Source organism: Streptomyces atratus (genome assembly GCF_014648655.1).
Taxonomy (GTDB): Bacteria; Actinomycetota; Actinomycetes; order Streptomycetales; family Streptomycetaceae; genus Streptomyces; species Streptomyces atratus.
Window position 1 is genome coordinate 20,964 of record NZ_BMRN01000043.1, and the last position, 24,132, is coordinate 45,095.

The following is a 24,132-nucleotide window of genomic DNA, read 5'->3' on the forward strand; positions in this document are numbered from 1 at the left end:
TCTGTTGGGACAGTCAGCGCATCTTGTAGCAGCGGTTCTACGTGATTACCCCCGCTCTGGCGGCACTTCTCCGGCTTGGCCCAAGACGGGGCCGTGGACCTGTGGATCCGCCGGGCGATTCGTGAGGCCACGGCGAATCAATACTGCAACGGTGTCTGCCGTGACGGGTGGCCGCCGGCAGCGAGGTCACCGAAGTCCCAATAGCGCGAGTGGTACGGCGACGGCATCGGCCGACAGGCGGCTGTGCCGTCGCCGGTCGCCTCACCGAGTGTCGTCGGACGTCACGGAGGGCAGGTACCGCGGTGCCCGCCAGGCGTCCAGCCGCTGCTCCACCGCCGCCCCCAGCGACAGCAACTCGGCGTCTTGGTGGTCGCCGGCCATCAGGAGCAGGCCGACCGGCAACTCGCCCACGAACCCGGCGGGCACGGACAGCGAGGGGTAACCGGCGACGGCGGCCGGAGTGGAGGACGGGATCACGTCGTTGTCGCCCCGCGCGCAGTCGGTCGTCCAGGCGGGCGGGTTCGCCGGGGAGGCGATGGCGTCCAGGTCATGGGCGGCCATGGTCTCGTCGATGGACCGCCGGGACAGGTCCTTCAGTTCGGCGCGCATGGCCCGGTAGCGCGGGTCTGTGGTCGACGGCGCGACCAGGGCCTGCTCGAACAGCTCCTGGCCGGCGAAGCAGGTCCTCTCGGCCGGGTGCGTGCGGTTGAACTCGATCAGCTCGGCGAGGTCGTGAGGCCCGTTGCGTGTGGACAGGTAGGCGTCGATGTCCCGGTGGAACTCGCTCAGCAGGGCCGGGAACTCGAGTTCGGCGAGCCTGTCCTGGTAAGGCGGCGTCACCTCGACGACCTGGGCCCCGGCGGCACGTAGTTGTGCCGCGGTCCGGGTCATCAGGGCGTCCACCTCGGCGCCGAGCGAGGGGAGCCGCCACAGGCCGATCCGTTTGCCGCGCAGGCCGCCGGGGCGCGTGGCCGCGTCCGTGAGGCCGAAGGCACCGTCGGCGCGCGCGGCGTCGTGACCGCTGAGCACCGAGAGGGTGATCGCGGTGTCGATGACGTTGCGTGCCATGGGGCCGGCCGTGTCCTGCTCGGCGGAGATCGGGACGACGCCGGACTGGCTGACCAGTCCGAGGCTGGGCTTGTGGCCGACGACCCCGTTCATCCCGGCCGGGCACACGATGGAGCCGTCCGTCTCGGTGCCGATCGCCACCTGCGCCAACGACGCGGCGAGCGCGGCGGCCGAACCGGAGGACGATCCGCACGGATTCCGGTCCAGGACGTACGGGTTGTTTGTCTGGCCGCCCACCGCCGACCAGCCCGACGTCGGCTTCGCCGCGCGGAAGTTGGCCCATTCGGACATGTTGGCCTTGCCGAGGATCACGGCGCCTGCCGCGCGCAGCCGTCTGACCAGGTCCGCGTCCGTGTCCGGCGGACTTCCGGCCAGCGCCAGCGACCCGGCCGTCGTCGGCATGTCGCTGGTGTTCACATTGTCCTTCAGCAGGACGGGGATGCCGTCGAGCGGACCGCGGACGTTTCCGAGGCGATGCCTGACATCGCTGGCGACTGCCTGGCGCAGGGCCGTCGGGCTGGTGCGCAGCACCGCGTTGATCTTCGGGTCGATGGCTTTGATCCGCCGGAGGTACGACAGGGTCAGCTCCGACGAGGTCAGGGAACCGTGCTGCATGCGCGCCTGTAACTCGGGGATCGTCACCGTCTCCAGGTCCACTCCGCGCAGGAGCGTCGACTCGGTGGGGGGCGAGGAATCGTCGGCGCCGGAGTCGGCGGCCACCGCACGCTGCCCTGGCACACCCGCTGCCAGAAGGGGTGCCACGGCCAGGGCCGCGGTCAGTGTCGCAATGCTTCTCTTCTTCATGGGGGACAGCCCACTCCAGGAGGATCGCCGGGCGCAAGAAACTTCTGCGCCTCCCTCCGCCGCCGGGGAGACACGCTCGTCCGTCCGTCCGTCCGTCCGTCCGACCGACCGGCCGACCGGCCGACCAGGCGCGGCCGGCCGTGACCGGGATCGTCTCCTCCGATGCCATCACGGGTCCTGCAGCGGTTCCTCGGCGCGCGGCAGAGGAAGCAGGCCGGCAGGCGCCGAAGCCCGTTCCGGCCGCATGTCCGCCGTCGACCGCCGTGGCCCGGGCGGCGAACGTTACTGGCCGCGAGGACGGCGGGTGCGGGGGTGCGTGGGACGGAGCCGTTCCCTACCCACCCCCGTACCCGCGCCTCTCCCAGGACGTCCTCAGAGCCGGCTGCCGAGCCACCGGTGGACGGCGAGTGCGGTGGTACGGGCATGTTCCTCCAACACGGTGAAGTGGTCCCCGGGCACGGTGACCTCGGCGTGCGGCAGGCTCCAGTTCGGGGCGGGTTCGGTGCCGGGCAGCGGGTCGCGGGCTCGTACGTACAGGGTGGGACAGGCGAGCGGCACGGGTTTCCAGTCACTGAAGAGCTCGAAGTACCGGGCCATGGCGGTGAGCCGGTCGGGGTCGGCAGAGGCGAACTCCGCCGCCCGGCGCAGCATGTCCGAGGTCATCGCGGAGAGCGCCTGACCCCGGTCTCCGTGAACGGGGGGATAGGTGTCCACCAGGACGACGGCCACCGGGGCGGCACCCTCGGACTCCAGACGCTCGGCCACGGCATGGGCCACCCAGCCACCGGCCGACCGCCCCAGCAGTACCAAGGCGCCTTCGGCCGCGGCCACGCGGACGGCTGTGGCCTGGGCGGTGACGAGGGCGTCCAGTGTGGCGGGCAGAGCCTCTCGGGGACCGAACCCCGGGTGCCGCACCGCGGAAACCGGCCGCAGCCCTCGCAACCCGGCACCGAGGCGCGCGTACTCCTGCGGTCCGGAGAGCGCGCTGAGCGCGGGGGAGCAGACCAGCCGGGCCCCCGTGCCGCCCGCCGCGAGCGTGACGGGTTCGTGCGTCGCAATGGGCGCCCCGCTCCTGTCGAAGACCGGGCGCAGGCGCGCGGCGACGGTGAGAAGCGCCATGCCGTCCCAGCTCTGTCCCCGGGCGCATGCGGTACGAAAGAGCGCGCCCAGGGAATCCGTAGCTCCCCCGGCGTGCGGTGCGTCGGCGGCCCGCACCCGCGCGTCCGGCCGAGCGCCCGCCTCCGGACCGCCCTCCGCGCAGTCGCCCGCCGGTCGCCCCGGGGAGCCCGGAGGTCCGGCGGCCTCGGGCCGTACCGGGCCATCGGACGCGGCGCCCACAGGAGGTGCCTCGGTGGCATACCGCCGCGTCAGTTCGGCGGCGAGCGCGCGCGGCGTCGGGAAGTCGAACAGCAGCGTGGACGGCAGTGCCAGCCCCGTCCACGCCGCGAGCTCATTGCGCAGATCGACCGCGGCCAGGGAGTCCAGCCCCAGGTCCGCCAGCAGGGTGTCCTCGTCGATCTCGCCGGCCTCCTCCCCATGGCCCAGGACGCGGGCTGCCAGGATCCGGACCTTTGTGAGCAGCACCCCGCCCTGCTCGCCGGGGGGAGCAGCCGCCGGCGCCCGGCCGAGTCGGTCGCCGCCCGCGTCCGCAGCAGGGGTTCGGAGCCTGTTCGCCGCCGGGTCGCCGCCGCGGAGAGCGGCCGGGGCGAGGCGGGCCGCCACCACCACAGGTTCGTCACCGGCCACGGCGGCGTCGAAGAGGACCAGGCCTTCTTCCGGCCCGAGCGGGACGAACCCGGAGCGGGCCATCCGCTGCCGATCCGCGTCGCCGAGGCGCGCCATCATGCCGTCGTTCTGCCGCCAGGGGCCCCAGACGATCGACGTGCCGGGCAGTCCGAGCCGTCCGCGGTGTCGTGCCAAGGCATCGAGCACGCAGTTGGCCGCGGCGTAGTTGGCCTGGCCGGCGGAGCCGAAGGTACCCGCCACCGAGGAGAACAGCGCGAACACGGCCAAGTCGTGTCCCCGGGTCAGTTCGTGCAGAGCGAGAGCGGCATCCGCCTTGGGGTGCAGCACCCGCCTCAGACGGTCGGTGGTGAGCGCCGCGACGACGCCGTCGTCCAGCACTCCCGCGGTGTGCACCACACCGGTCAGCGGGTGGGCCGCCGGCACCGCGTCGAGCAGGGCGGCGAGCGCGGTCCGGTCCGCGACGTCACAGGCGTGAACGGTCACCTGGGCGCCCGCCTCACGCAGCTCCGTGACGAGTTCCCGGGCCCCTGGAGCGTCTGGCCCGCGTCGGCCGGCGAGCAGCAGATGCCGGACGCCGTGGGCGGTGACCAGGTGCCGCGCCACCAGCATGCCCAGGGAACCGGTGCCGCCGGTGACCAGGACGGTGCCCTCCGGGCCGAGCGGCCGCCGCTTCCCCGGCATCGGTGCCGCCGTGGCCAGTGGCACCAGCTTCGGCACGTACACCGTCCCCCGACGTACGGCTGCCTCCGGTTCCGAGGCGGCCGGCAGGGCGGGCAGGGCACTCCAGGAGTCGGGGTGTTCGTCCACGTCGATCAGGGCGAAGCGGCCCGGGTTCTCCCGCAGGGCCGAGCGGACCAGCCCCCACACCGGTGTGTGCAACGGTACGGACGCTGTTTCGCCGGATCGGCCGTCATTCCCGCGACCGGCGCCATCCACAGGGAAACCGTCGTCGGCCGAAGTGATGGCGCCGGACGTCACGAGGACGAGACGGGAGCGGGACAGGTGCGGTTCGGCGAGCCACTCCTGCACGAGCCTCAGCGCCCAGTCCGCTGCCCGCAGCAACCCGGCAGCTTGGTCCTGCGCGCCGCCGGTGGTGTCAGGCGGCGGCGGGCACGGTGCCACGACGACGGCCGACGACGCGTCGCACGCCGCCGGGCCGGGGTACACCGGGATACCGGAACCCGGGGGCGCGAGGACGTCCACCAGCCGTGTGCCCGCCGTGCCCAGAACCCCCCAGCGGGGCATCGCCGCAGGTGCGGGCGGCTCGGTCAGCGGCACCCAGTCCGTCCGGTGGAGGGCGCCGTTGACCGCGTCCGCCATCGCCGAGCCGGTACGCGGAAGGGGCCGGAGCGTCAGCGAACGGATCGTCGCCACCGGTGAGCCCGTGTCGTCGGTCAGCTCCACTCCGGCCTGCCCGTCGGGCCCGGGGGTCACCCGTACCCGCAAGCGCTGTACGCGGGTGGTGTGCACGCGCACTCCGCTGAAAGCGAACGGCAGGGACAACCCGTCGGCCGCCGGACCGGCTGTCCCGGAACCGTTCGAGACAAGGCTTTCCAGGGCCAGGGCGTGCAGCGCCGCGTCGAGCAGCGCGGGATGCAGGACGAACCCCGGGCCGCCCACCTCCGGGCGCGGGGCCCGGGCCGCTTCGGGCAGCGCGACGTCGGCGTACAGCTCCTCCCCGTGCCTCCAGGCGGCGTGCATGCCCTGGAAGGCGGGGCCGTAACGCAGCCCGTCGGCGGCCAGACGCTCGTACGGTCCGGTCCCCGGACCGTCGGCATGCAGCGGCGTCGCCGCCTCCGGCGGCCAGGACGCGTGCGGCCGGGGCGCGCCGCCGGTCTCGGTGGCGGCCGCTTTCCGGTTCGCGGGCGGCTGCGCCGGCGAAAGAGTGCCGGAGGCGTTGCGGAGCCAGGGCTGGTCACCTGCCGGAGTGTGCGGCCGGGAGTGGAAGAGCACGGTCCGCCGTCCCGCGTCGTCCGCCCCCGCCACCTTCACCTGCAAGGCGGCGGCACCGTCCGAGGGCAAGGGCAGCGGCGCGGTCAGAACGAGCTCGTCCAGGACGGCCGCGCCCACCAACTCACCGGCGTGGAGTGCCATTTCGACGAAGGCGGTCGCCGGCAGCAAGATCTCCCCAGCCACCACATGGTCGGCAAGCCACGGCTGGTCGCGCACCGAGAGCACCCCGCTCAGCAGCAACCCGTCGTCGTCGGCCGTGCGGGTGTCCGACCGCAGGAACGGATGAGTGGGCTCGGCCTTCGGGGACATGGGCGGAAGTCCCGGGGCGGGCTCCAGCCAGTACCGGCGGCGCTGGAAGGCGTACATGGGCAGGCCGACGCGTCGCCCGCCGCGCGCGGCGAAGACGGCCCGCCAGTCGACGGGCACGCCGTGGGCGTGCAGCGCGGCCAGCGTGTCGAGCAGGGCGTCCGCTTCCGGCCGCGTCCCGCGCAGTGTCGGCAGGACCAGCGGTGCCGGGCCCCGCTTGCCGCCCGCTTCGCCCGTGTCCGGGTCCGCCGGGGCCGGTCCGGACGAGGCGAGGCAATCGCGCACCAGGCCGGTGAGCACCCCGTCCGGCCCCAGTTCGACGTAGTGTGCCGCGCCTCGCTCACCCAGGTGCGCCACCGAATCGGCGAAGCGGACCGGACGGCGGACATGGTCCACCCAGAACTCCGGTGTGCACAGCTCCTCGTCGGTGGCCGCCCGGCCCTGCACGGCGCTGATCAGGGGCAGCTTCGGCGCGGTGAAGGACAGCCGCCGGACGACGTCCGCGAATTCGGCCAGCACGGGCTCCATCCGAGCGGAGTGGAAGGCATGGCCGACCCGCAGTGGTGTCACCGAACGGCCCCGCTCCCGGAAGTGCGCGGCGGCCTCCCGCACCGCGGCCTCGTCGCCGGAGACGACCACCGAGGCGGGCCCGTTGACCGCGGCGATCTCCACCGCGCCCCCGGTCCCGGCGAGGTGGGCGGCCACCTCGTCCGCGCCGACGGCCACAGCCGCCATCGCGCCGCCCGGAGGCAGCGCGTCCATCAGCCGGCCCCGGACCGCCACCAGTGTGCACGCATCCGCGAGGGACAACACCCCGGCGACATGTGCCGCCGTCACCTCACCCACCGAGTGCCCGGCCACCAGGCCGGGGCGCACCCCCCAGGCCTCGAACTGCCGGAACAGGGCCGCCTCCAGGGCGAAGAGCGCCGGCTGCGCGAACCGGGTCGTGTGCAGCAGCGCGCCCGTCTCCGTACCGGGTCCGGCGAACATGACGTCCCGCAGCGGCACCGGCAGCAGCGTGTCGAGCAGGGCACAGCACTCGTCCAACGAACGGGCGAAGGCCGGATGCAGATCCCGCGACTCGTACAGTTCACGGCCCATACCGGCGCGCTGGCTGCCCTGGCCGGTGAACAGCAGGGCCGGCGGGCCGTGGTGGCGGGACGTACCGGTGCGCACTCCGGGCCGGCCGTCGTCCTCCGCCACGGCCCGTAGGGAGCCGAGCAGTTCGGCACGGTCCCGGGCCACCACCACGGCCCGGTGCTCGAAGGCGGTACGCGTGGTGGCGAGCGAGTACCCGATGTCCACCAGGGACGCGTCAGGGGCGGCGACCACATGGTCGTGCAGGCGTAGAGCCTGGGCCCGCAGCCCCGGCACGCTCCTGGCCGACACCGGAAAGGCCACCGCGGCCGGTCCGGGATGTGCCGCACCTTCCAGCACCGCCCCGGGCCCGACGCGGCCGCTCGCGGTCCCATCGTCCGCCACGGCAGGCGGCGGTGCGGCCTCCCCAACGCGCGGAGCCTCTTCGAGCACCACATGGGCGTTGGTGCCGCTGATCCCGAACGAGGACACCCCCAACCGGCGCTGACGGTCCGTCGCAGGCCACTCCACCGCCCGGGTCAGCAGCGCGATCCGCCCCGTCGACCAGTCGACACGGGGGGTCGGCTCGTCGGCGTGCAGCGTACGCGGCAGCACGCCGTGCCGCATCGCCTGCACCATTTTGATCACGCCGGCCACTCCGGCGGCGGCCTGGGTGTGACCGATGTTCGACTTCACCGAGCCCAGCCGGAGGGGACGTTGCCGCGCCTGGCGCCCGTACGTCGCGAAGAAGGCCTCCGCCTCGATGACGTCCCCCAGCCGGGTGCCGGTGCCGTGCGCCTCCACCGCGTCGATGTCCCCGGCATTCAGCCCCGCGTCCACGAGTGCCTGCCGGATCACCCGCTGCTGCGCCGGTCCGTGCGGTGCGGTCAGCCCGTTGCTCGCCCCGTCCTGGTTCACCGCCGAGCCGCGTACCACAGCCAGTACCGGAAGTCCGGCGCGGCGCGCCTCGGACAACCGGCTCAGCAGCAGCATTCCAGCGCCCTCGGCCCACCCCGTGCCGTCGGCCGATGCGCCGAACGCCTTGCAGCGGCCGTCCGGAGCCAGCGCCCGCTGGCGACTGAACTCCACGAACGACGAGGGCCCCGACATCACCGTGGCGCCGCCGGCCAACGCGAAGGCACACTCACCCCGGCGCAGCGCCTGGGCCGCCAGGTGAAGGGCCACCAGGGACGAGGAACACGCCGTGTCCACGGTGATGGCCGGGCCTTCGAGGCCGAAGGTGTAGGCGATACGACCCGAGGCGATGCTTCCGGCGTTGCCGAGGCCGAGGTACCCCTCGACATGCTCGGGCGTCCTTGTCAGGTGGCGGGCGTAGTCGCTGTACATCAGCCCGACGTACACCCCGGTCGCCGAGCCGCGCAGGGTGCCGGGGACGAGACCGGCGTGCTCGAAGGCCTCCCACGCCACTTCGAGCAGCAGCCGGTGCTGCGGGTCCATGGCCAGCGCCTCGCGGGGAGAGATGCCGAAGAAGCCGGGGTCGAAGCGGTCCGCACCGGAGAGGAAACCGCCTTCGCGCACATACGTCCGTCCGGGCCGCCCGGGATCCGGGTCGTACAACGCCCGGGTGTCCCAGCCCCGGTCGGTGGGGAAGGGACCGATGGCGTCCCTCCCGTCGGCCACCAGCCGCCACAGTTCCTCGGGAGAGGTCACGTCTCCGGGATAGCGGCATGCCATCCCCACGATCACCACGGGGTCGTCGTCCGACCGGGCCGCACTCCGGTTCACAGGCCCGGCGGCGGCCGGCGCGGCGGCGTTCCGTGCCCCGAGGTGGGCGGCGAGCGCGGCGGCCGTGGGAAAGTCGAAGGCGACGGCTTCGGAGAGCGGCAGGCCGGTGACCGCCGACAACCGCTCCCGCAGCACCGTCGCCGTCAGGGAGTCCATACCCAGGTCCCGCAGTGCCGTGCCCGGTTCCACCGCCTCAGCGGTACAGCCGAGCACGGCCGCCACCTCGTTCCGCACCAGGGTCAGCAGGTCCTCCGGCGGCTTCCCGGTGGCCTCCGCGCCCAGCGCCCGCGCCGGCCGGCCGGCGAGGTTCCGCCGCAGGATCTTCCCGGAGGCGGTACGGGGAATCTCCTCCACCTCGAACAGCTCGACGGGTACCTTGAAGCCGGACAGTTCCGCACGGCAGGTGGCGAGGATGCGCCCCCTGTCCAGCCCGCCGCCACCGGGCTCGGGGACCAGATAGCCGACCGGCACCTCGCCGAAGACGGGGTGCGGGCGTCCGGCCACGGCGGCGTCCGCCACCCCCGGCAGCCGACGCAGCACCGCCTCCACTTCCGAAGGGTGGATGTTCACCCCGCCGCGAATGATCAGATCACTGGCCCGGCCGGTGATCGACAGTCCACCGAAGGCATCGATCCTGGCCAGGTCACCGGTGCGGAACCAGCCGTCGCGCAGCACTTCCGCGGTGGCTTCCGGCCTGCCGTGGTAACCGGCCATGACCCCGGGCCCGTTGACCCACAACTCGCCCTCGCCCGTGTCCCGGCCGTCGGGGCCCCCGCCGACCCGGACCCGGGTGCCGGGCAGCACCCGGCCGCACGTCCCGGACGCCGCCGCCCCGTCCGGCGCCGGCATGGTGACCGGGCCCGCCTCCGTGCTGCCGTAGTGCTCCAGATAGGGGACACGGCAGAGCGCCTCGAAGGACTCGCGGAACCCGGGCCCCGCCGCGGCACCACCGCTGACGCAAGCCCGCAGCTCGGGGGCGCCGAGACCGGTGCCGTCGTTGCCGCCCCCCTCGCCCCGGACCGCGTCGAGCAGCGCCGAATACGTGGTCGGGACCCCGCCGAGCAGAGTGAACGAGGCTTCCTCGCACCGAAGTTCGCCGAGCACGCCCGCCACCGAGAACCGGGGCAGCAGCATCGCGCTCGCCCCCACCGCGGTCACCCCGAGGAAGCATACGATCTGACTCATCGCGTGATGGAGGGGCAACGGCCACAGCACGCGGTCCCGTTCGGACAGGCCCAGGACACCGACGAGCCCCGCTGCGACGGGCGCGAGGCGGTTGCGCTGGGTGGACAGGACGCCCTTGGGCGTGCCGGAGGAGCCCGAGGTGTAGAGCAGCCAGGCCACTTCGTCCAGGGCGAGATCGTCCCGCGCCGGCGTCCGCGGCTCCGTACCCGCCAACTCCTCGTACCGCAGAACGCCGCCCGCGACCGCGATCGCGGCGGGCCGGCCCCCGGTTCCGCCGGCCTCGTCCGCCGGCTCCTCGAAGTCCGCGCACCAAGGCGAGTTCCCGTCCCCGTCCTCGGCGCCGCCCTGGGCCACCACCACGGTCAGCCCGGGGCGCAACGGCAGCGTTCGCCGCCGCGTCAGGCAGGCGCTATCGGTGATGAGCACCCGTGCCCCGCTGTCGTCCAGCAAGCGGGTCAGCTCCTCCTCCGAGTTCCCGGGGTCCAGAGGTACGCCCACGCCGCTCGCCCGGGTGACGGCGAGCAGGCTCTCGACCGCCTCGACACGGTTGCCGAGCAGTACGGCCACCCGGTCACCGCGCGCCAGGCCGAGTCCTGCCAGGTGACCGGCCAGCCGTGCGGTTCTCCTTTCCAGCTCCTGGTAGGTCACCCGCCTGAGCCGGTCCTGGAAACAGACCTTGTCCCCGAGGCGCCGGGCGTGGTACCCGAGCAGTTCCGGCAGTGTTTTGACGATGTCGGCGTGCGTACCCACCGCATGACCTCCTTGAGACGACCCGTCGTTGAGGATGACGGCACGGTTCACCGGGTTGCCTCCCGGCGATGGGTGGACCGCGTCGGGACCCTCCTTGCGCCTTTCTCAAGGTCCGCGGCCGCCACGACTACCCGACCGCCACTTGTCTGCTGATCAACGCCGACGCGGGCGGCTCCAACGGCTACCGCACCCGCGCCTGAAAGACGGGAACTCGCCGCTCCAGCCACCGAGGCAGGCCTGGACATCACGGTCTGCTCCAGGCAGGTGTGTCTCTGCGTCGGGAATCTCAGCCCACGCGGCTGGCGCCGGAACGGCCTCGCTCGGCTCCACACACCAGGCATCGTCCGGCAAGGCGTACTGGAACCGGAGGGCGTAGTGACGGCCTGCATGAACACGCAGCTCCGGCATGTCCGCAGGCTGCCACAGCTGCCGTGTCGGAGTCTCGCGAGTATCGCGAGTATCGCGCTCGGCACCCGGTGCAGGACCCAGTCAGCGTTTGCGGGACACCCTTGGACAAGTCCCATCGTTACTGGGAGCACTCTTCGTGTTTTCGATCCCACCTCGGACACCCGCCCATTGAAAGATCGAGGTTGCACCCCCTTTTTTCAATTGATCAGCCGGACTTCGGAACAGTTCTGGTCAGGAGACCTTCCACAGCCAGCAGCCGTCGTCATAAGGAACGCCGAAATGCGTGTTCTTGCTGCTTTCTTTGGAAGTTGCGCCTGCGAGGGTTCCACCGTCAGGGCTGAATGCAAGAGAGTGGGTTGTGTTGCCCGTGAGAGTGCCGGTGGTCCGGCGGGTGGCCAGGTCCCACAGCCGTACGCCGTCCGGTCCTCCAGTGGCAAGCGTCTTGCCATCGGAGGTGACTGCCATCGTGTACGTCTCTCCCGTGGCAAGAGTGGCGATGATGCGCCTCGTGGTCGTGTCCCACAGCCGGCTTCCACCCGAACCGCTGGTCATGAGTTTGCTGTGGGAGATGAACGCCACCGCGTGTGTCCACTCGCTGACGGGGAGAGCGGTGAAGTGCTGGCCAGCCACGTCCCAGAGCCAGCACCCGTGGTCGTTGGCGCATGCGACCATCTTGCCGTCCGGGCTGAATGCCACAGCCTGCACGTCGTGTTTTGTCGATGTTGCGATGACGTTTCCCGTGGTCACGTCCAGCAATCGGAAGGCGTCCTTCCTGTCCTCGGCATTGCCGGAGTCGTCGACCATGCCCGCCTTGGCGCCGCCGCATGCGAGCATTTTGCTGTCGGGGCTGAATGCCACCGGCCGTATGTCGAACTGCTGGGGGGCGCTCAGTTCGGTGACGGTGACGCCGGTGACCGAGTCCCGCAGTCGCACGTCAAAGTATCCGCCGGTGGCAAAGATTTTTCCATCGGGGCTGAACGCCACAGATCCTATGGAGTTCTGATCGCTGGGGAGATCGGCGATGCTTTCTCCGGTGGCTGCGTCCCTGAGTTGTGAGTCAGATCCAACGCGGACAAGGGTCTTGCCGTCGGGGCTGAACGCCACCTCGGCGGTGCCCGAACCGGTGAGCTTTTTCGTTCCGCTGGTTTCGGCGGTGAACTTGGGCCATAGCTTCACCCCGGCCCCTACCCCCGGGCCGGCAACCGCAAGCATCCCGAGGACAAGGGTGCGCCGGCGGACGCCTTTGCGGGTCCTCGGCGTCTCCGGCTGATGGGTCGGTTCTGCACGGTCAGGCGCACTGGGCTGGGATGGGGGTGTCGCCTGCCTGGCAGTCGGCTCGTGCGGCCGTGTTTCGGTCGGCGGATCCGCCATGGCCGATGCTGGTCCAGGGGGCCGGGCCGTTTTGGCGGCCGCACGATTGTGGAAGCGGATTTGCTGGGCGACGGTGTTCTGCGCGAACTGCTGAGGCTCGGGACTTCCCTGTTCGCGTAGCCGGGCGCGGATCCGGCGCCAGACCCGGTCCATACTCAGCGAAGGCCCAGCGCCAGGGATGCCCTCGTTCAGGACATTGATCAGCTCACCCGTGAACTCCGGGTAGTCCGCACCCGGTTGGACGAACGAGCGCTGTGTGGGCGGTGCGGAGGTCAATACCAGATTGCCGTAATCATCCGCATCACCATCTGCGTCGTGTGCCGGGATGTGTGGCTCGTTGAGGGCTCGCGCGAGGTCGGAGCGGCTTGGCACGGTGCTGGCGTCCATGCCGCCGGCCAGGCCGCTGTAGCAGCAGTCCAGCACAAGCAGCCGGTAACGCGCTCTGTAGCCGGCCTGTCGCATGACATCACGCAGGGTCAGATAGGACAGGGTCCCGATCTGCGGGTGATCGGCATCCGCGTCCGGCAGGGCCAGGTAGAGACGCTCGTCGCGGTCACGGAGTCCGTGTCCGGCGAAATAGACCACCAATGTTCCGGTCGCTGCTCTGGCGGCGTCGCGAACAGCGCCCAGGATATCTTCCGCAGAAATGTTCGTGTCGAGCACGGCGACATGGTCGTCGGGTAGACCCCACACCGTGGGGTCCTGAAGCAACGTGGCTAGGCGCTTTGCCGCAGCAGCCGCCGCGGGCAGAGGCGCCAGATCCGGGTGAGTGTAGGCATTGACGCCGACGAGTACGGCCCGGCTGGCGCTGGGATCAGGAACCGTCATCGGGCTCGCCGCCGGGCGGTGTACCGCCTCCGGCAGGGGACGACGAAATCGTAGGTGGGGTCCCGAGGTCAGGGGCGGCCAGCGCGCGGGCGATCCGGGCCGCGTCTTCCGGTGAGCCGTCCTCGATGACGATGCGGGAGTTGCCATGTTCGACGACCAGTCGCGCGGCCGACCGCTGTCGAGGTGGAAGCGAGGCACGGAAAGTCTGATGCGCATAGACAAGTGACGCCACTGAGAATCCGGAGGACAGGGCCAGGTCGAGCCATCCGATCAGGTCTCCTGACATCCCGCCGTCACCAGTGGCCGTGCGGACCCGCCGGATTTCCGTATACGGACCCACGCTGCGGTCCTGGGCAAGCCAATCCGCGAACAACGCAGTCAAGCCCACCCCTGCGTCGGCATCACGGTCCATGCCGCTGCCCTCGATACGGATACGCACATCCACCCCCAACTAGCCGGCGCACCTTGCGCTCACCCTACGCCGCCACTGTTCACACCAGCCAAGTCTCGGCGAACGAGGAGCATACGTTCCAGACAACTACGCGGTGCACCAACTCGGATCAGCGGCGATCCGGCCATTCCAGGACCCGGTAGTCGCGAGTTCGACTGCTGCGTCGAGGCCGGGTGGCCGGCTCCGGTCTCCAGCATTCGGCGCACCGTGTGGCACTACAGCAAGACAGTCGACGTGCCGCTGTACCGGGCGGGTGACCTCGGCATGGTGCTGCAGATCGAGGACGTCGACCGGGAGAAGGTCGGGGCCCTCCTGTTGCGGCAGGCCTCTCCGTTGCGGAAGTTCGTGACGCTCGCGCCGAAGCGCGCGGACGCAGTGCACGTGTTCGCGGCCCGGCTGAGAAAGGAGCACGGGTTGGCGTCCTGGTCCCGGTACGCCAACCTGGCCAACCACTGGTTCGTCGACCGGGAACCGCGTGAGGACGGCACGCCCCGCTAGGACATAAAGGGTTCCCGTTGGGGAGCCCGATAAGAGGGTTGTAACACGCGTTGTGAGTGAACTTCGATCCCCAATGTGAGCGAACTTGGGAAAAATGACGTCCGGGGGCGTTGAGATCGTGTAAGGGGAGAGTTCCCGGGAGGTACCGGCGGATCGCCGGACGCTGACTGCGCCGCTGTAGGCCCCGCGAGGGGCAGGGGATTAGGTTGGCGGAGAAAAGTCTTCGGGCAGTCGGACTCGCGATGGGGGCGGGCATGACCATGCTAAAGGGAGCCAATGTTCCGGTGGCGGCTCACGCCGTGCGGGTCGAATTGGGGTGGCGCACCTCCCCGGGCGCACCGGACGTCGATGGCTCGGCGCTCCTTGTCGTGTCGGGAAAGGTGCGCAACGACGCCGACTTCGTCTTTTACAACCAGCCCTCCCACGCATCCGGCGCGGTGCGCCACGAGGGCAAGCGGACCGCCGGTGACGGGGTGACGGACAGCCTCGCGGTCGACCTGGCGCGCATCGAGCCGGCCATCGAGCGCGTGGTCCTGGCAGCCTCCGCGGACGGCGGCACCTTCGGGCAGGTGACGGGGCTGTACGTACGGATCACGGACGCGGCGGACGGCTCGGAGATCGCGCGCTTCGACAGTGCGGATGCGACGGTCGAGACCGCATTCATTCTCGGCGAGCTCTACCGACGCCAGGGCGCCTGGAAATTCCGTGCCGTCGGTCAGGGATACAGCACCGGCCTCGAAGGTCTCGCGACGGACTTCGGTATCTCCGTCGATCAACCACAGCAGCCCCAGCCGTATCAACAACCCCAATCGCCTCAACAGCCCCAGCGAGGGGCGCGGGTTGACCGTCTGCGGCCACCGCCGCCGGTCCTTCCGCCCGCACCGCCGACGGCGCCACCGGCACCTCCCGCACCCCCGGCCACCCCGCCGGTCCGTCTGTCGAAGGTGACTCTCACCAAGGACGTGCCATCGGTCTCCCTCGCCAAACAGGGCGGCACTTCGGGAGCACTCCGGGTCAATCTCAACTGGGAAGTGCGCAAACAGTTCAAGGGCTGGGGAAGCAAACTGGGCAGAGCGGTCGCCAACCACGCGGACCTCGACCTCGACCTCTGCGCCCTCTACGAACTCACCGACGGCCGCAAGGGAGTCGTGCAGGCGCTCGGAAACGCGTTCGGCGCACTCCGGCAGCCCCCTTATATCCATCTCGACGGAGACGACCGCACCGGCGCCGTCTCCACCGGCGAGAACCTCACCGTCAACCTCGACCAGAAGGACAAGTTCCGCCGCATCCTGATCTTCGTCACCATCTATGAAGGCGCCCGGAGTTTCGCCGATCTCCATGCGACCGTCACCCTCCGGCCCCAGCATGGCGCCCCGATCGACTTCTCCCTCGACGAATGCACCGTCCCGTCCACCGTCTGCGCGCTCGCGCTCCTCACCAACAACGGGGGAGACCTCACGGTGCAGCGCGAGGCCCGCTATCTCGTACCCGAGCGCGGAGTGAGCCCGCAGCGCACCATCGACTACGCCTATGGGTGGGGCATGAACTGGACACCCGGCCGTAAATGACCCCCCGAGGGTCCGGCCGGCACTGCGACAATCGGCCCACGGACGGCTCCGCTCAACGGTCCGGCGCGGCCTCGGGACGGGCGTACGTACGCCCCTTCCAGGCCGCGCCCCGCCCCCGGTGGTGCTGAACCGCCGAATCGACCGTCATCAGCAGATAGAGCACAGCGGTGAACGGCAGCAGCGGCGCCAGCCACAGCGACTGCCGGTAGTAGCCCAGCATCGGCATGTACGTCCCGGCCATCACCGCCCACGCCACCCCGCCTGCCCACGCCGCCACCGGAGCACCGCTCAGCAGCCCGGCGACGAGCGTGACCGGCGGCGCGAGATAGACCAGTGCGAGCCCCAGCACCGTCCCGAGGAGCAGCGGCGGACTGTGCCGCAACTGGGCGTATGCGCTCCGTGACACCATCCGCCACAGATCCGCCAGCCACGGATACGGCCGGACGCTGTCCACCCGCTCCGCGAGCCCCAGCCAGATCCGGCCGCCGCTGCGCTGCACCGCCCGCGCCAGCGACACATCGTCGATCACCGCCTGCCGGATCGACTCCGGCACCCGCGCCCGGTCCGCCGCCCCGGTCCGCAGCAGCACACATCCACCTGCCGCCGCAGCCGTCCGCGCCCCTGCCCGGTTCACCCACCGGAACGGATAGAGCTGCGAGAAGAAGTACACGAAGGCCGGTACGACCAGCCGCTCCCAGACACTCGACACCCGCAGCCGGGCCATCTGCGAGACCAGATCGAACCCGCCCGTGACGGCAGCGGCGACCAGCCCCCGCAGGCTGTCCGGCTCATGCGCGATGTCCGCATCCGTCAGCAGCAGAAACTCCGGCTCCCGGGCCCGGGCCAGCGAGATCCCGTGCCGCACGGCCCAGAGCTTGCCCGTCCAGCCCGGCTCCGGCTCACCGGGCGACACCACCGTCACCGGCAGGCCCCCGTACCGTACGGACAGCGCACGGGCGACGTCCCCGGTGCCGTCCTTGCTGCAGTCGTCGACGAGGAAGATCTCCGCGGATCCCGGATAGTCCTGCGCCAGCAGCGACGGCAGACTCACCGGCAGCATGTCGGCCTCATCACGTGCGGGCACGACGATCGCCACGGACGGCCAGTGCTCCGGGGCCTCCCGGCGCGGCAGCCGCTGATCGGTCCGCCAGAAGAACCCTTGTCCCAGCAGCAGCCACACCCATGCGGCCAGCGAACCCACGGCGATCCAGGCAACGGCACTCATTTGCCGCAGTCTGCCCCACTGTGACGGAACCGCAAGGGCGGTCGACTAAGGTGACCGGGTGAAGATCGCGCTCATGGATTCCGGAATCGGCCTGCTCGCGGCCGCCGCAGCGGTACGCCGGATCAGGCCCGACGCCGATCTGGTGCTCTCCTCGGACCCCGACAACATGCCCTGGGGGCCGCGTACCCCCGAGGACGTGACCGCTCGCGCGCTGGACGTGGCCCGCGCGGCCGCCGCCCACCGGCCCGACGCACTGATCGTCGCCTGCAACACGGCCTCCGTCCACGCCCTGCCGGCGCTCCGCGCCGAGCTGGAACCCGCACTGCCGGTCATCGGCACCGTGCCGGCCATCAAGCCGTCCGTCGCCGGTGGCGGCCCCGTCGCGATCTGGGCCACGCCCGCCACCACGGGCAGCCCCTACCAGCGCGGACTCATCCGGGAATTCGCCGGCTCCGTCGCCGTCACCGAGGTCCCGTGCCCGGGTCTCGCCGACGCCGTGGAGCACGCCGACGAACCGGCGATCGACCGGGCCATCGCCGCAGCCGCCGCACTCACCCCGCGCGATGTGCGGGCCGTGGTCCTGGGCTGCACCCATTACGAACTGGTCGCCGAACGCATCCGTGCCGCCGTGCGGCAGCCCGGTCTGCCTCCGGTGGCGCTGCACGGCTCCGCCGGTGCCGTCGCCGCCCAGGCACTGCGCCGAATCGGGGCCGAACCCGCTCCGTCGGCCGAATCGGCCGGCGGCCTCACCGTCCTCCTCAGCGGGCGCACCGCCGAGCTGCCGGAAACCGCTCTGGCCTACGCCGAGGGGCAGCTGCTGGGGGCCGTCAGCCCCGCCCGCTGACCCGGCGCAGGCCATCGGACCCATCCCCGGCGTGCGGAATCTTAAGTACGCTGCTTGACATGAGGGACCACCCCCGAAAACCGAGACACACCGGAGCCGACCCCCACTCCGACGTCTGGATCGGCCGGGCCACCAACCGGGCCCAGTGGGTACTCGCCGCCGCGGGCGCGGCCTGTCTGGCGCTCGGCATCCAGCTGGCCGTCACCTCCGACTGGGCCTCCGGAATCGCCCCGCTGCTGATGTCGGTGATCGGCTGCGTCGCCGCCGGACTGCTCATGCTGTTCGGCACACTTGCCTTTGTGAACGTGGCCGTCAGGGTCGACGGGGACGCTCTCGAAGTGCGCTGCGGCCACATGGGCCTGCCGCGCCGCCGGATTCTGCTCACCCATGTGGTGGGCGCGGAGTTCGCACCCCAGGTCACCCCGCGCCAGTGGGGCGGCTGGGGCTACCGCTGGCGCCCCGAGCAGGGTACGGCCGTGGTGGTCCGCAGGGGCGAGGGCCTGGTGCTCCGGCTCGGTGACGGCAGGACGTTCACCATCACGGTCGACGACGCCGAAGCGGGCGTACGGTTCATCCGCGAACGCCTGCACCTGTCGGCGACCGGCACACCGGCCGGGGCCTGATCGCGGCCCGATGCGTTGCCCTCGGGGCTCGCGACCGGCTCAGAGCGGGGTGGAGCGGTCCGCTCGCCGTGTGCGGCGGGCTGCGTCGCCAGGACGGTTGGCCGCTCCGTCCGCGCCCTCCGGATCACGTACCTGATGTACGTCGTCCGCACCACGTGCCTGATCCGCACCATCCGGTCCACGTGTCCCGTCCGTACCGTCCGCCCCTGTCGTACCGTCGCCGATGGGCCGCCGGGCCGACGCCAGCCCCGCGAGCAGCCCAGCGCCCGCGGTCACCGGAGTGAAGCTCAGCGCATTGCCGACGCTCGCCAGCACCGCGAGCGCGGTGAGCGCGGCGCCCGCCGTCAGGACGACGGCCGTGGTGCGGGGCGACCGCCACAGCACGTACAGCAGCCAGCCGAAGGCCGACCCCAGCAGCCCCACCCCCACCACCCCCTGCTCGGCCGCCTGCTGCAGAGGCGCCGAGTGCGGCTTGCCGTCGGAGTGGACGGTCTGCTCCACGGCGGGGCTCAGCTCGGCGAACCGTCCGGGGCCGACGCCCAGCACCGGATGTTCGCCCGCCAGCTCCAACGCGTCCTGCCACAGCAGCACCCGGTGCGCGGTGAGTGGACCTTCCAGGGAAACCATGAGGCCCTGGGGCAGCGCGTCCGCGGCGACCGCCCAGGACGTAGCGACGACGAGACCGGTGGCCAGGGCGAGCCCGGCAAGACCGAGCAGCCGTTGTCGCATCCTGGCGGCGGCCAGCGAACACAGCAGCACCCCGAGTGCCGCGGCGAACCCGGCCACCGAGCGCAGCGCCAGCGCGGCGCAGGCTGTGCCGAGCGCCAGCAGCCGCAGGGAGAACCGCAGTGGTGCCTGCCGGGACGCCGCGGCCGCGCAGCAGGCGGCGCCCGCGGCGAGCACCAGCAGCGCGGCGGCAGCCCCGGCGTGACCGGGCGCCGTGTCCGCCGTGGCCGTGGCGCCAGGCATGCCATGACGCGAGAGGAGCCCCATGAGGAGCGCCCCCACGGCGGCAACCGTGGCCGTCGCCACCGGGAGCAGAGTTCCGCAGATCCGTCCACAGGCGAAGCCCGCGGCGACGGCGAGCAGAGCCAGCAGGACACCCTCCGGACCGCTCTCCCGCCCGGCGGCGCTGATCAACGACCAGATCGCGCAGGCGGCGAGGATCACGGCCCCGGCTCCGTCGGAAGCGTTGCCGCGTTCCCGCGCCCGGCCCCGCCCCGCTGGTGCAATCGTCACGTTCGCCCCCGACCTGTGACCGTCCCGTTTGCGATCGGCCGGATCCGGCCGATCGGTGGGGGGCTGGCGGACACGGTAGTGCCAGCGGCCCGGATCTGTGCGGGAAAGTGGCGAAACGATCCGGCGCGAGAGGTTCCATCACGCGAGCGGGGCTGTCTGACATACAGCTGATCACCGTAGACTCCGCCGGGTGAGCGCCACCATCACCCCAGTCGACGACCCGCAGCGGCCCGCATCCACCCCCACGTCCCGGGGGAGACGGGCGATGCCGCGGCTCGTACGGCCTGCAGCCGCCGTGATCTCGGGAGTGCTGCTGTACCTGAGCTTCCCGCCCCGGCCTCTGTGGTGGCTGGTTCTGCCCGGCTTCGCCCTGCTCGGCTGGGTGCTGCACGAACGCAGACTGCGCGCAGCGTTCGGACTCGGCCTGCTCGCCGGACTGGGCTTCATGCTGCCGCTGCTGCACTGGACGGGCGAAGAAGTCGGTCCGGTGCCCTGGCTGGCACTCGCAGCGGCCGAGGCGTTGTTCATCGCGGTCGGCTGCATCGGGATCGCCGCGGTCTCCCGCCTCGCCTGCTGGCCGGTCTGGGCCGCCGCTGTCTGGATCCTCGACGAGGGGATTCGGGCCAGGGCGCCGTTCGGCGGCTTTCCCTGGGGGAAGATCGCCTTCGGGCAGGCGGACAGCGTGTTCCTGCCGCTCGCGGCCGTGGGCGGTACGCCGCTGCTCTCCTTCGCGGTGGTGCTGTGCGGCTTCGGTCTCTATGAAGCGGTACGTCAGTTCCGTGCCTGCCGCGGCACGCGCGAGGTGCCCCGGGCCGCCGTCGCCGCAGCCGCCGCGACCGTGCTCGTACCGGTCGCCGCCGCATTCGCCGCCCTGCCGCTCGTGGACGACTCGGCCGAGGACGGCACCGCGACCGTCGCCGCGATCCAGGGCAATGTGCCGCAGCTCGGACTCGACTTCAACGCCCAGCGCCGCGCCGTCCTCGACAACCATGTGCGCCGCACGGAACAGCTCGCCCAGGACGTGAAGGCGGGCAAGGTTCCCCAGCCCGACTTCGTCCTGTGGCCGGAGAACTCCTCCGACCTCGACCCCTACCGGAACGCCGACGCCCGGATCGTGATCGACGACGCGGTGAAGGCGATCGGCGTACCCACCGTGATCGGGGCGGTGGTCGAGCCCGATGCCGGCAAGCTGCGCAACACCCTCATCCAGTGGGATCCGAAGAAGGGGCCTGTCAGCACATACGACAAGCGCCACATCCAGCCGTTCGGCGAGTACATCCCGATGCGTTCTTTCGTACGCCTCTTCAGCTCCGATGTGGACCGTGTGCAGCGGGACTTCGGCCCCGGAAAGCAGGTCGGCGTCTTCGATCTGGCGGGTACGAACGTGGGGCTCGTGACCTGTTACGAGGCGGCGTTCGACGACGCCGTACGGGACACGGTCGAGCACGGCAGCCAACTGATCGCCGTACCCAGCAACAACGCCACCTTCGGGCGCAGTGAGATGACCTATCAGCAGCTGGCCATGTCCAGGGTGCGGGCGGTCGAGCACAGCAGGTCCGTCGTCGTCCCCGTCACCAGTGGGGTCAGCGCGGTCATCCGTCCGGACGGGACGATCGTCCGGCAGACGAAGCTGTTCACCGCGGACGCGCTGGTGGACGAGGTGCCGTTGAGGTCCTCGCTCACGCCCGCGACCCGGATGGGCACGCTCCCCGAAGGAGTCCTCGCACTGATCGCCGTGGCGGGGCTCGGCTGGGTCACCGTCCGTTCGGTGCGGCTCCGGCGGAGCCGCTGATCCACTCGCGCGCCACGTAGGGTCGGGCCCATGGCTACTCCTGATTTCATCCGCGAGATCCGCGCCACCGCGGGCCAACAACTGCTCCTGCTGCCGGGCGTCACTGCCGTGGTCTTCGACGACGAGGGCCGAGTGCTGCTCGGACGCCGTTCCGACACCGGCAAGTGGTCGGTCATCGGCGGCATCTGCGAGCCGGGTGAGCAGCCGGCGGCGACGGCGGAGCGCGAGGTGTACGAAGAGACCGCCGTGCGCTGTGTGGCGGAGCGGGTGGTGCTCACCCAGGCCCTGGAGCCGGTGCAGTACGCCAACGGCGACCGCTGCCAGTTTCTGGACGTCACCTTCCGCTGCCGGGCGATCGGTGGCGAGGCACGCGTCAACGACGACGAGTCGCTCGAGGTGGGCTGGTTCCCGGTGGACGCGCTGCCGCCGTTGAACGAGTTCGGGCTCTTCAGGATCAAGCAGTCCCTGACCGACGAACCCGCCTGGTTCGAGCCCACTGCGCAGCCGTGACATCCGGCGCTCGCCGGGCGGGCCCGGTTCTCGGGCCCGCCCGGCGAGCAGGGCTCAGACGGTTCGGGCGTCGGCCGGCAGCGCCGTGGATGCGTCCGGCTCCGCGGCAGCCCCGTCGATGTCCGCGAGATCCCGGTTCCTGGTCTCCTTGGCGCAGGCGACCGCCAGCACGGTGATGAGTGCCGCGGCGATGACATACAGCGAGATGGGGGTCGAGCTGTGGAAGTCCGCGAGCAGCGCGGTGGCGATGAGCGGCGCCGGGGCGCCGGCCGCGACCGACGAGAACTGGGCACCGATCGACGCACCCGAGTACCGCATCCGGGTCGCGAACATCTCCGAGAAGAAGGCCGCCTGCGGCGCGTACATCGCCCCGTGGAAGATGAGCCCGACAGTGACGGCGAGCAGTAGATTCCCGAAGCTGCGGCTGTCGATCAGCGCGAAGAACGGGAACATCCACAGCGCCACGCCGATCGCACCGACGAGATAGACGGGCTTGCGCCCGACCCGGTCCGACAGCGCACCCCACATCGGGATGACCGCGAAGTGGACGGCCGAGGCGATGAGCACCGCGTTGAGCGCCGTCTGCTTGCTCAGGTCCGCTGCCGTGGTCGCGTAGACGAGGATGAACGCCGTGATGACGTAATAGCTGATGTTCTCCGCCATCCGGGCTCCCATGGCGATCAGCACATCGCGCCAGTGGTGTCGCAGCACGGCGACGAGCGGCATCTTCTCGGCCGCCGCGGCGACCGCCTTGCGCTCCTCGGCCTGTGCCAGCGCCGCCTTGAACACCGGTGATTCATCGACAGAGAGCCGAATCCACAAGCCGATGACCACCAGCACACCGGAGAGCAGGAACGGTATCCGCCAGCCCCATGCCCCGAAGGCCGAGTCCGACATCAGCGCGGTGAGCGCGGAGAGCACCCCGGTGGCGAGCAACTGCCCGGCCGGAGCACCCGTCTGCGGCCACGAGGCCCAGAACCCGCGCCGCTTGGCGTCCCCGTGCTCCGATACGAGCAGCACGGCCCCGCCCCACTCACCACCGAGGGCGAAGCCCTGCACCAGCCGCAGGACGGTGAGCAGCACGGGGGCGGCGGCCCCGACCGTGGCATGCGTCGGCAACAGGCCGATGGCGAACGTCGCTCCACCCATCATCAACAGACTGAGCACCAGCAGCTTCTTGCGGCCGAGCCGGTCGCCGTAGTGCCCGAACACCAGGGCACCGAGCGGCCGGGCGGCGAATCCGACCGCGTAGGTGAGGAAGGAGAGGAGCGTGCCGACGAGCGGTTCGGACTCGGGGAAGAACAGCTTGTTGAAGACCAGCGCGGCAGCTGACCCGTACAGGAAGAAGTCGTACCACTCGATGGTGGTGCCGATGAGGCTCGCGGCGACGATGCGCTTGAGTGAGCGGGTGGTAGGCGGGGCGGATGCCGAGGCAGCCATGAACACCACTTCCGGGCGGTTGGCGGGGACGGTTTCGTGTCGCCACACCGTAGGAATGGGCAGGTCAGAGGCACATGTGGCGGGACACCATAGTTCTCGGGCCGGGTGTGCGCGGGGCCACCATGACAGGCATGTTGAGACTGCTTCGAGGACCGTATTGAAGGCTGACAGGCACCTGTCCGAGTTGCGTTGTTCGGCATGGTTTAGTGCCCTGGTGCTGACTCCCGTGCTGGTTTGGTGCTGACTAAAATCGCATGTCAGCACCCCTGATCACCTATCCCGTGCTGGTTTGGTGCTGACTACGCAGCGTTGAACTTCGGCATTCGGGGCGGATCGGACGGGTAGTGCAGTGCTCCTCACCTCCGCGCGACTGCCGTCAGGCCCGGCGGGTCCCTGCGGAACCGTTGCCGGATGACGTCCGCCAGGAGAGCGGGTGTTGACGCGTCGGTGTTCCAATGAGGAACGAGGGCATCGGTTTCGGGTTTGCTCGCCTCAAGGTCGAGGCAGGTTGCCGTGTTCAACACCACCGAGAAGGGGTCTCGGCCTGCGGGTCGAACGCGGCTGGCTCGGGCTGATCCTGACAGGCGTGTGTCTGGCGGCCGTTGCGACGCCGAGCCGATCACGATGAGTTGTTGCGGCGACTGTCCAAGCGCAACAACGACCCGGAGTATGGGGTGATTTCGCCGGAGATGCTGGCCTG

At 71.0% G+C, this 24,132-nt stretch carries 13 protein-coding genes and 1 pseudogene; 7 read left to right on the forward strand and 7 right to left on the reverse strand.

The genetic code is table 11. The features are described from left to right. Positions 1-261: 261 nt before the first annotated feature. Positions 262-1,872, reverse strand: coding sequence for an amidase (locus tag IEZ15_RS36110; protein WP_189281107.1), 1,611 nt, complete (start codon positions 1,870-1,872; stop codon positions 262-264). A 372-nt stretch (positions 1,873-2,244) separates the two neighbouring features. Beyond that, positions 2,245-10,635 carry a type I polyketide synthase gene (locus IEZ15_RS36115; RefSeq protein WP_189281108.1) on the reverse strand — a complete coding sequence of 2,797 codons (8,391 nt, stop codon included), beginning with the start codon at positions 10,633-10,635 and terminating at the stop codon, positions 2,245-2,247. A gap of 113 nt (positions 10,636-10,748) precedes the next feature. On the opposite strand from IEZ15_RS36115, the pseudogene IEZ15_RS47375 reads away from it, so the two are divergent. Beyond that, positions 10,749-10,890: pseudogene (locus IEZ15_RS47375) on the forward strand (ISAzo13-like element transposase-related protein); the annotation flags it as partial. A 384-nt stretch (positions 10,891-11,274) separates the two neighbouring features. Here IEZ15_RS47375 and IEZ15_RS36125 read toward each other — a convergent pair. Both IEZ15_RS36125 and IEZ15_RS36130 read right to left on the reverse strand, forming a co-directional pair. Beyond that, positions 11,275-13,242, reverse strand: coding sequence for a caspase, EACC1-associated type (locus IEZ15_RS36125; RefSeq protein ID WP_189281109.1), 1,968 nt, complete (start codon positions 13,240-13,242; stop codon positions 11,275-11,277). After that, on the reverse strand, positions 13,229-13,681 hold the full coding sequence (locus IEZ15_RS36130; RefSeq protein WP_189281110.1) for an effector-associated constant component EACC1: 453 nt from the start codon (positions 13,679-13,681) through the stop codon (positions 13,229-13,231). The genes IEZ15_RS36125 and IEZ15_RS36130 overlap by 14 nt, the downstream gene beginning before the upstream one ends. 219 nt (positions 13,682-13,900) lie before the next feature. Between IEZ15_RS36130 and IEZ15_RS36135 the strand changes: the two genes are divergently transcribed. Together IEZ15_RS36135 and IEZ15_RS36140 are read left to right on the forward strand one after the other, a co-directional pair. Further along, positions 13,901-14,191 carry a hypothetical protein gene (locus IEZ15_RS36135; protein WP_189281111.1) on the forward strand — a complete coding sequence of 97 codons (291 nt, stop codon included), beginning with the start codon at positions 13,901-13,903 and terminating at the stop codon, positions 14,189-14,191. A gap of 242 nt (positions 14,192-14,433) precedes the next feature. After that, positions 14,434-15,759 (forward strand): TerD family protein, encoded by a 1,326-nt coding sequence (locus IEZ15_RS36140; RefSeq protein WP_189281124.1) that lies wholly within the window; start codon positions 14,434-14,436, stop codon positions 15,757-15,759. A gap of 52 nt (positions 15,760-15,811) precedes the next feature. Here IEZ15_RS36140 and IEZ15_RS36145 read toward each other — a convergent pair whose 3' ends face one another. Continuing rightward, the gene (locus IEZ15_RS36145; protein WP_189281112.1) at positions 15,812-16,984 is read right to left on the reverse strand and encodes a glycosyltransferase; all 1,173 of its coding nucleotides are present in this window, start codon (positions 16,982-16,984) and stop codon (positions 15,812-15,814) included. Positions 16,985-17,042: 58 nt separating this feature from the next. On the opposite strand from IEZ15_RS36145, the gene IEZ15_RS36150 reads away from it, so the two are divergent. Continuing rightward, the gene (locus IEZ15_RS36150) at positions 17,043-17,828 is read left to right on the forward strand and encodes a glutamate racemase (RefSeq protein ID WP_114243063.1); all 786 of its coding nucleotides are present in this window, start codon (positions 17,043-17,045) and stop codon (positions 17,826-17,828) included. 59 nt (positions 17,829-17,887) lie between these two features. Continuing rightward, on the forward strand, positions 17,888-18,451 hold the full coding sequence (locus IEZ15_RS36155) for a hypothetical protein (RefSeq protein WP_093900612.1): 564 nt from the start codon (positions 17,888-17,890) through the stop codon (positions 18,449-18,451). Between the two features lie 39 nt (positions 18,452-18,490). On the opposite strand, the gene IEZ15_RS36160 is transcribed toward IEZ15_RS36155, so the two are convergent. After that, the gene (locus IEZ15_RS36160) at positions 18,491-19,690 is read right to left on the reverse strand and encodes an O-antigen ligase family protein (protein WP_373302697.1); all 1,200 of its coding nucleotides are present in this window, start codon (positions 19,688-19,690) and stop codon (positions 18,491-18,493) included. A gap of 190 nt (positions 19,691-19,880) precedes the next feature. Here IEZ15_RS36160 and lnt point away from each other — a divergent pair, with 190 nt between their 5' ends. Continuing rightward, positions 19,881-21,482 (forward strand): apolipoprotein N-acyltransferase, encoded by a 1,602-nt coding sequence (gene lnt / locus IEZ15_RS36165; protein ID WP_189281113.1) that lies wholly within the window; start codon positions 19,881-19,883, stop codon positions 21,480-21,482. Between the two features lie 30 nt (positions 21,483-21,512). Further along, positions 21,513-21,992: an NUDIX hydrolase gene (locus tag IEZ15_RS36170; RefSeq protein WP_114243060.1), complete on the forward strand. Its 480-nt coding sequence runs from the start codon at positions 21,513-21,515 to the stop codon at positions 21,990-21,992. A 54-nt stretch (positions 21,993-22,046) separates the two neighbouring features. Here IEZ15_RS36170 and IEZ15_RS36175 read toward each other — a convergent pair whose 3' ends face one another. After that, positions 22,047-23,432 carry an MFS transporter gene (locus tag IEZ15_RS36175; protein WP_189281114.1) on the reverse strand — a complete coding sequence of 462 codons (1,386 nt, stop codon included), beginning with the start codon at positions 23,430-23,432 and terminating at the stop codon, positions 22,047-22,049. Positions 23,433-24,132: the final 700 nt, after the last annotated feature.